Source organism: Streptomyces sp. NPDC007095 (assembly GCF_040634475.1).
Classification (GTDB): domain Bacteria; phylum Actinomycetota; class Actinomycetes; order Streptomycetales; family Streptomycetaceae; genus Streptomyces.
In genome coordinates, this window is record NZ_JBEYFS010000041.1 from 54,350 (window position 1) to 62,836 (window position 8,487).

The following is an 8,487-nucleotide window of genomic DNA, read 5'->3' on the forward strand; positions in this document are numbered from 1 at the left end:
AGTTGCGGGACCCGGCTTTTCGCAACCCCCATGTGAGACAGATTGACTCACAGAGAATCTATGAGTCAACTTGTCTCAGAGAGACCTGCGTCACACCAAACCAGTCCGAGGAGCCGGTACTCCTGGCGCTCACGAGTCGACCCCGGTACGGCGACCGAGAGCGGCATCGGTAGAGACTCCCGACGGCCGCACGGCCCTGTCCGCCGCAAGCTCTCTGATATCGCTGTATTTCCATACAGCGCATGGAAAGCGACGGGCCGGCCGTTCTCGTCGCCCGGTTCGCAGCTCCACTACGGCACTTCGGCGAAGCCCCGCGCGGTCTCCCACTGGCCGGTCCGCTTGAGCGCTGGGGTCTGTAGTGCTGAGGTGCGGCCCACCGGATCCGGTTGCGCCTTGGGTGCGCTGGCCTGCTGAACCGAGCAGGCCAAGGCGTGGTCGCGGCATTCAGTCCGAGGAGCTGGGTATCGGCGAGTTCACCCCTCGCGAGGGCGCAGCCGGCGGCCATCAGGCGAAACGGAGGTCGTCGATCCAGCGGCACGCTGCGCTTCCCACCGGTGATCCCTTGCGCCATCAGCCGCTCACCGCAAGCTGTGCGTGTGCGGTCTACGACCCCATTGCCCGCACCTGCACCATCGCCCGGGCCGGCCATCCCCCACCGGTGATCACCCACCCGGACGGCACCACCGAGATCTTCGATCACCCCAGTGGACCTCCGCTGGGCAGTACCGAAGGTGGAGAAGCTGGGACCGGGTGTCACCGGGTTCGCGGCGGGAGACCCTGTGATGGTCTACGGCCCCTGGGGCTGTGGAGTGTGCGCCAACTGCCGGGAGGGCCGGGAGAACTACTGCCAGAAGGTCAGTGGTCAGGGCGGCGGCCTGGGAGGCGGTCACGACGGCGGAATGGCTGAGTACCTGCTGGTCCCGGCAGCGCGATTCCTGATTCCGCTGGGCACCCTCGACCCGTGCCAGGCCGCCCCGCTCAGCGGCGCGGGGCTGACCAGCTATCACGCCGTCAAGCGATCGGTGCACCTGCTGGGGCCGGGCTCGACCGCGGTGGTGATCGGGGTCGGCGGTCTGGGCCAGATGGCCATCCAGACGGTGCGAGCGCTCAGCGCGGCGACCACGGTCGTCGCCGTGGACACCGATGTCGGCAAGCTGGAGACCGCCAAGCGCATGGGCGCGGACGAGGTGCTGCTCTCGGGCGGCGGTCACGCGCATCAAGAACATGACGGGGCAGCAGGGCGCTCAGCTCGTGCTGGATATGGTCGGCATAGACCCGACTCTGCGGATGGCTGCTCAGGTGGCCAGGGTGCTTGGCCACCTGACCATCGTCGGTCTCGGCGGCGGAGCCCTGCCCGTCAATTTCTCGAGCCCGCCGCACGAGTGCTCGGTCGCCTCGCCCTACTGGGGCTCCCTTCCCGAACTGATGGAAGTGATCACCCTCGCCCAGCAGCAAAAGATCAAGATGCTGGTCGAGCACTTCCCCTTGGAACGCGCCTACGAGGCATACCAGCTCCTGCACGACGGCAAGATCCAAGGACGCGCCGTCATCACCCCCCACCCGTGAGTACTGTCATCAAGGCGACCGGGCTGGTGCCGTAGGCCATAACTGTTGGAGGAAACGTCATGGAGGCGGTGGCCGGTGCGATCGCTGGACCGGGCCGGTGGCGGACGGCGCAGTCAGCAGCGGGCGCGGTAACGGCAGCTGTGTCGGCGCCTGTGACTGTGACGGGCGCTGGGCTGATGAAAGCGGCCTGTCGGTGCTTGCCGTGACCGAGAACGCGTTCCGACCGGTGACAGCTGCGCGGCGGCCGTATCTGATCGTGAATCCCCGTTCGGGGGGGGAGGGAAGGCGAGCCGGTTCCGGATCGCGGAAAAGGCCCGTGCGTTGGGGGCTCAGGTTCTCCTGCTCGATCCTTCCCGGCCCCAGGACCTCGCGACCGTCGCCCGACGCGCGGTGGATGACGGTGCGGATCTGCTGGGGGTGGCCGGCGGAGACGGTACGCAGGCACTTGTCGCCGGGGTGGCTGCGAAGAGCGGTCTTCCTTTCGTGGTCATTCCGGCCGGTACCCGCAACCACTTCGCGATGGACCTCGGCCTGGACCGTGAAGACCCTTCGGCCGCGCTGGAGGCCCTGACGGACGGCGTCGAACTGTGCGTGGATCTCGGGTTCGCAGGCGAGCGGGTGTTCGTCAACAACGTGTCGTTCGGTGCCTATGCCGCCCTGGTGCAGGACCCGGCCTATCGGGAGGACAAGATCGGCACCGTGGTGCGGATCCTCCCGGAATTCCTGGCCCGCCACGAGGGCCCGGAGCTGGTGGTGCGCGCCGGGCTGCTCACTGTGGACCGGCCTGATGCCGTGCTGGTGAGCAACAACCCCTACCGGGTCGATGACCCGGCCGGGCTTGCCAGGCGTGCGCAGTTGGACTCCGGACTCCTGGGGGTACTGGCCGCCAGGGCGGAGACGCCCGCCGAGACGGCCGCCCGGCTGCGAGGTGGGCAGACGCACGGCCTGACGCAAGGCCTGACCAATCTGGCCACCTCTGAAGAGGTTGTCGTCGATGCCGACGTCCCGTTCGTCCCCGTCGGGCTGGACGGTGAAGCCGTCACCCTGGCGACTCCCGTGCGGTGCCGGATCAGGCCCCGAACGCTACGGGTACGGGTTCCCCGCCACCGGCCGGGCGCCGCGCCCGCCGAGCGGCCGCCGGGCTGGGGCACCATCCGGCGGGTGGCCTCGGCTGTCGAGCGAACTGTTCACGACCGTCATAGCGGCTGACCGAAGCCGACCGGGCAGACGCGCGGACTTCCCCGGTCGCCATGTGCGCAGACAGCGGTCACCACGTGTGCACACAGCGCGCGGCCCTGGCTGGCGACGCTCCGCGCGGCGCAGCACGCCCCAGACAGGACGGGCAGATGCGGGATCAGCCGCGATGGTGGCGGACGACGGTGATCTGGGGGTGTTGCCGAGCGGGCGGCGGACGCCGGAGCGAGCGTTGCCGCGGCCGTGCGGCTTTTCACTGTTCGCCGGTGGCCGACCGATCCGGCTCCGGAGATCAGTGCTGGGGGTGCGGACGGTGGAACAGGGGGCGCCGCTGGGCGGCGGGGGCCGGAGCAAGACGGCCCATTTCGGCGTGCATCATGATGGCCCGGACCACCTCGGTCAGGCCCAGGGCTATGGCCATAATGCCCACCACCAGGGTGAGTTCCGCGATTGTCGGCGTACTCCTCTGGCTCACTTGTACGCCGACAGCGATCGAGGCGAACGGCGAGACGATCAGCACAATGCCCGCCAGAGCGCTGATGATCCCGAAAGCCACATGCCAGCCTGGGGCCGGCATGTCCTGGGCGGAGGCCGCCGCGGCCGTCTCCATGGTGCCGCGCAGCAGCCAGCTGAAGCCGATCCACAGGGCGAGCAGCAGGATCGACTCCAGGGCGCCCCGGAAGCAGATCAACCCCAGCAGGATGGAGAGCGCGCCTGTGAGGCGAGTGTCTAATAATCAACGGCGGATCTGATGATCAAGGAGCTGTTCCCCCCTTCACGCTGCGGCGGGAAGGGGCCGCCGGGCGAGGTCACGGGCCTCGTCCGGGGAGAGGCCGAGCATGTGCAGGATCATCGCGGCCATCGTGCCTGCGGCCTGGTCGCTGTCGGCCTCGGGCCGGTTGAACCACAGTTCCAGGAGCGCCAGCAGGCTGCCGTTCAGTGCGGTCAGGGCAATGATCGGGTCGACCACGGTGAAGCGGCCCGAGGCCATGCCCTGCTCCACGACGCGCTTCGCGCGCGGAGCCAGTCCGTGGCCGGCGCATATGCGGCCGAGCTCGCTGTGGCACAGGATCCGCATGATCTCCGGGTGTGACTCGGCCATGCGCGCGCTGAGCCGCACACCCCCAGCGAGACGCTCGGCGGGATCGTCGACGCCGTGCAAGCGTTCGTCGATGGCTTGGGCGTACTCCTCTATTGCATCGGCGACGGCCGCGTCGAACAGGTCCGGCTTGCACGTGAAGTGGTTGTAGAAGGAGCCGAAGCCCACGTCCGCACACTCCGCAATGGCCCGGATGCTGGCGCTGGTGCCGCCGGACTCGGCCAGGATCTTCCGCGCGGCGCGGACGAGTGCCTGCCGGGTCTCGGCCCGACGGCGTTCGAATCGGTTCCTGCGTGAGGCTGGCATCGGCATGCACCGTAAACAAGAGCAGCAGTTCTGATGAATTCATCATCGCATTGAAGACCTCAACCGTCCACCCCGGGTGCCACCGAGTTCCGACTCCACCACCGTTATGCGATGGGACCTCCCAGCCAGGCGGGGACCGCTTCACCCGCCCGCGCCACCCTGTGCGGTCACGCCTGATCATGCGATCAGTTGTGGGGGGCTTGACGATGAAGCGGTCGTATCTGATGATTCCATCAGAAATGGACAAAGCAGTCCAAGCCTGGCGGATGCCGCTCCGGTGGGCCTCTCAACCAGCGGCAAGGTCGCGCGCTGCATCACACGTCCGGGACGGCCGTTCCTGCCCGGGCGATCCTCAGCCCCTCGGCCATCACCGTTCCACCACGCCTACAGATCGGGCCGCCGCGCCACAGGCCGACGCTCTCTCACACCTATGCACCGATGGGATGAACCGCGTATGACGAACACTGACCACACGCCACTCGCCGAGCCGGTGAGCCCCCGCGAGATACCCGACGCGGCGATAGCGATGATCGACGCGGAGGGGACGGTGGTGGGGTGGACGCAGGCCGCTCAGCAGCTTGTCGGGTACTCGGCCGGGGAGGTGGTGGGCCGGTCCGCCGCACACGTGCTGCCGACCCCCGAGGACGCCCTGAGTGCTTCGGCGTTCGCCGAGCAGTGCCGTGCCCAGGGTGGCTGGTCCGGCACCGTGACGGTCCGCCACCGCGACGGCCACGGCATCAAAATGACGCTGCGGATCTCGTTGCTGTGGGGACAGGACGCCGGCACCCGGTGGCTGGTGTCCGTGACCGACATAGGCACCCTGTCCTCGGGGGCGACCAACGGACCAGTGCGGGAGTCGCTCCTGGCCCACGCACCGATCGGCATCCTCGTTCATGACCTGCAACTGCGCTGCACCTGGGTGAACGACGCCATGGAGCACCAAGTTGGCGTTCCTCGTGACCAATGGTTCGAACGCCGCCTGAAAGATCTCTTCCCTGGCTTCGAGGCCGAGGCGCTCGAGGCAGTGATGCGGCAGGTGCTGGAGAGCGGCACCACCATGGTCCACGAGTACCGGGCGTGGCCGCCGGCGGACCGGGGCCGGGCGCACGTGTTCGCGGCCTCGTTCTTCTGTCTCCAGGACGCGGACGGCCAGACAGTGGGGGTGTGCTCCATGAGCGCGGACGTCACCGGCAACCGGCGGGCGCGCGAGCGCCTGGCCATCCTCAGCCAAGCCAGCACCCGCATCGGCAGCACCCTCGACGTCATGCGGACCGGACAGGAACTGGCCGATCTCGCCGTGCCCTTGCTGGCCGACTACGCCGTGGTCGACCTGGCGGAGTCGGTTCAGTTCGGCGAAGAACCCTCGACCTGGATCGGCACGACGAACGGTCGCCCCCCTGTCATGCGTCGCGCCGGTCTGGCCTCGATTCGCCCCGGGGTGCCGGAGTCGCCGTGGGCGCGCAAGGAGACGGTGACTGTCCCCCCGGCCTCCCCGTACGCGGCCGTCCTGCGCACGGGCACGTCTCACCTGGAACCGGTCCTGGACACCTCTGCCACCCCATGGATCGACCACGACCCGGTACGGGCGCAGAAGATCCATGAGAACGGGATGCACTCTTTCATGGTCGTACCCATCCGTGCGCGGCAGTGCGTGCTGGGTGTCGCGTTGTTCGTCCGCACCGAGGAACCGATGCCGTTTCAGGAGGATGACCTGCTCCTCGCCGAGGAGCTCGTCACCCGGGCCGCACTCTGCCTGGACAACGCTCGCCAGTACGCTCGCGAACGCACCGCGGCCCTCGCGCTGCAACGCGACCTGCTGCCCCATCGTCTGGCAGGCGGCGCCGCCGTCGAGGCGGCCTCGCGCTACGTGCCGGCCGACATCGACCACGGCGTGGGGGGCGACTGGTTCGATGTGATCGCGTTGTCCGGCGCCCGGGTGGCCCTGGTCGTCGGCGATGTGGTCGGACACGGCATCAAGGCCGCAGCGAGCATGGGCAGGCTGCGCACTGCCGTCCGCACGCTCGCGGACATGGATCTGCCTCCCCATGAACTGCTGGCGCACCTCGACGACACGGTCCGGCGACTGAGCGAGGAAGACGCCGACGACCCGGACCGGCTCCCCGCGGTGGTGGGCGCCACCTGCCTTTATGCCGTCTATGACCCGGTCACCCGGCGGTGCACGATGGCGCGGGCCGGGCATCCCCCGCCCGCGATCATCGACCCGCAGGGTCAGATCACCTTTCCCGACCTGCCCACCGGAGTCCCACTCGGCCTCGGCCTAGGGCTGGTCCCCTTCGAGTCCGTGGAACTCGAACTGCCCGAGGGAAGTCTGCTCGCGTTCTACACCGACGGTCTGGTCGAGACCCGCGACGACGACATCGACGTCGGCCTGCGCCGCCTGGGCACCGTCCTGGCACAGCCCGGTCCGTCCCTGGAGGACCTGTGCTCGCGGGTGATCGAGACCCTGCCTGCTCAGGCACCGGCCGACGATGTCACCTTGCTCCTTGCGCGGACCCGCGCACTCGAACCGGCCCAGGTCGCCACCTGGGACCTGCCGAACGATCTGTCCGCCGTCCGCACCGCCCGGCACCTGGCCGCCCGTCAGCTCAACGAATGGGGGTTGGAGCATCTCGTGACCACGGTGGAGCTGATCGTCAGTGAACTGGTCACCAACGCCATCCGCCACTGCGACGGCCCGAGCCGCCTACGGCTCATCCAGCACCAAGTTTTGACCTGCGAAGTCTCCGATACCAACACCAGCCACCCACGCCCCCGCCATCCCCGCACCCTCGACGAGTACGGCCGCGGTCTTTACCTCGTCGCTCAGCTGTCCCGCAGGTGGGGGTCCCGCTCCGCAACGGACGGCAAGGTCGTCTGGGCCGAACAGGACCTGCCCTCCAAGCCGTTGCGATGTGACGCGCTGCCGACCGGACGGCCGACAGCCGCCGCAGGATGCCACTCCTCGTAGCCGCAAGCTCTCGTAAAGGAAGACCGAGATATGGATATGACGAATGCTGAAAGTGCCTACCCGGCAGGCGCCTCCCAGCGAGCGGCGAGCGTCTCCGGTTCCGGCCTCAACGCCAGGCCGTACGCCTTCGGCGGCCTGGCAGCCGCCGTGCTCGACGATCGAGGCGCGGTGGTGCGGTGGACCGGGGCAGCGGAGGACCTGACGGGGTTCCCCGCCGAGGAGGTCTGCGGCCGCCCCGTGCAGGAATTGATGGCCGACCGCCCCGACGAACCGCGCAGCCCCATGGAGTTGCCGGAATCCGGCCGGATACGGCTGCGGCACCAGTGCGGCAACACCATCGATGTCACTTTCCGGACCACAAGGGTGGAGGGCTCGGCGGAGTACCTCGTCCTGGCGGCACCCACACACCACGTCGCCGACCACGAGCAGGGCGCAGCGCTCCTGCGCGCACTGTCCGCACAGAACCGGATCACGATCGCTCTGCACGACACGGATCTCACCACTGTGCAGACGAACGCCACGCCGGGCACTGTCGACGGCCGTCCGGTAGAGCCCGGCACTCGGCTGTGCGACGTGCTGTGCGCCGAGGACGCGGCGAACCTCGAGGCAGTACTGCGCCAGGTGCTCGAGACGGGCGCCCCGGTGATCCGCAAGAACCAGCAAGTAAGGTGGCGGCACGATCCGGCGCGACTGCACGCGCTGTCGCTGTCCGCCTTCCGTCTGGAGGACACACGAGGACGCCCCACGGGGGTCGCAGCCCTGTACATCGACAGCAGCGACCATCTGCGCGCCCGCCGTCATCTGGATCTCGCCCGCGAAGCGGCCGAGCAGGTAGGAGGGTCCCTGGATGTCGTGCGCACCGCGCAGGACCTTGCGGACGTACTCGTACCAGCGTTCGGAGATCTCGCCGCAGTCGACCTTGCGCAGTCCGTTTTCGACGGAGACGAACCCCCTAAGCAGCTGGGCGGTGGAGATCTTCGACTGCGCAACGCGGCCCTGTCTCCGCCCGACGCGGTGTCGCCGGCCCGCATCAATCACGGCGGCCTCGTCCCACCCTTTCCCGACCACCCCCTCCTGCGCAGCTTCCAGCAGGGCGGGACCGTCATCGTCGGCGCTGACGAGTACGGTGCTGCGCTCGGCGATCCGCGGCTGGTCGAACACCTCATCCCCGAGGGCTGCCATTCCGTGATGGTGGCACCGTTGCATGCCCGTGGTCTCACGCTCGGCGCCATATCGGCCTGGCGCTGCGGCCGATCCGACCCCTTCACCCAGGACGAGGCGGATCTCATGAAGCAGATCGCCTCACGGGGTGCGCTCGCCATCGACAACGCTCGCCGTTACACGCGCGAGCACC

The 8,487-nt window shown here is 68.6% G+C and carries 5 protein-coding genes and 3 pseudogenes; 6 read left to right on the forward strand and 2 right to left on the reverse strand.

What is annotated here, in order from left to right:
- Window positions 1-397: 397 nt before the first annotated feature.
- From ABZ656_RS16685 to ABZ656_RS16700, 4 genes and pseudogenes are all read left to right on the forward strand, one after another.
- Window positions 398-736 (forward strand): annotated as a pseudogene (locus ABZ656_RS16685) (SpoIIE family protein phosphatase); the annotation flags it as partial.
- Window positions 732-932 (forward strand): annotated as a pseudogene (locus ABZ656_RS16690) (alcohol dehydrogenase catalytic domain-containing protein); the annotation flags it as partial. The pseudogenes ABZ656_RS16685 and ABZ656_RS16690, both read left to right, overlap by 5 nt.
- A 211-nt stretch (window positions 933-1,143) precedes the next feature.
- Complete coding sequence (locus ABZ656_RS16695) at window positions 1,144-1,566, forward strand: zinc-binding dehydrogenase (RefSeq protein WP_360268632.1); 423 nt, start codon at window positions 1,144-1,146, stop codon at window positions 1,564-1,566.
- 321 nt (window positions 1,567-1,887) lie between these two features.
- Window positions 1,888-2,775: a diacylglycerol kinase family protein gene (locus ABZ656_RS16700; protein ID WP_360268635.1), complete on the forward strand. Its 888-nt coding sequence runs from the start codon at window positions 1,888-1,890 to the stop codon at window positions 2,773-2,775.
- 277 nt (window positions 2,776-3,052) lie between these two features.
- On the opposite strand, the pseudogene ABZ656_RS16705 reads toward ABZ656_RS16700, so the two are convergent.
- Both ABZ656_RS16705 and ABZ656_RS16710 read right to left on the reverse strand, forming a co-directional pair.
- A pseudogene (locus ABZ656_RS16705) lies at window positions 3,053-3,481 on the reverse strand (DUF308 domain-containing protein); the annotation flags it as partial.
- Window positions 3,482-3,535: 54 nt separating this feature from the next.
- Entirely contained in the window at window positions 3,536-4,171 is a 636-nt protein-coding gene (locus ABZ656_RS16710; protein WP_101406619.1) for a TetR family transcriptional regulator, read from the reverse strand.
- Window positions 4,172-4,619: 448 nt separating this feature from the next.
- Between ABZ656_RS16710 and ABZ656_RS16715 the strand changes: the two genes are divergently transcribed.
- Together ABZ656_RS16715 and ABZ656_RS16720 are read left to right on the forward strand one after the other, a co-directional pair.
- Complete coding sequence (locus tag ABZ656_RS16715; RefSeq protein WP_101406620.1) at window positions 4,620-7,133, forward strand: SpoIIE family protein phosphatase; 2,514 nt, start codon at window positions 4,620-4,622, stop codon at window positions 7,131-7,133.
- A 36-nt stretch (window positions 7,134-7,169) separates the two neighbouring features.
- Window positions 7,170-8,487, forward strand: a 1,318-nt coding sequence (locus tag ABZ656_RS16720) for a PAS domain-containing protein (RefSeq protein ID WP_360268640.1), incomplete at its 3' end; no start/stop codon positions are given.

Coding starts and splice junctions, on each gene's coding strand:
- ABZ656_RS16695 (WP_360268632.1), top strand. CDS start 1,144: ATGTCGGCAAGCTGGAGACCGCCAAGCGCATGGGCGCGGACGAGGTGC.
- ABZ656_RS16710 (WP_101406619.1), bottom strand. CDS start 4,171: ATGCCGATGCCAGCCTCACGCAGGAACCGATTCGAACGCCGTCGGGCC.
- ABZ656_RS16715 (WP_101406620.1), top strand. CDS start 4,620: ATGACGAACACTGACCACACGCCACTCGCCGAGCCGGTGAGCCCCCGC.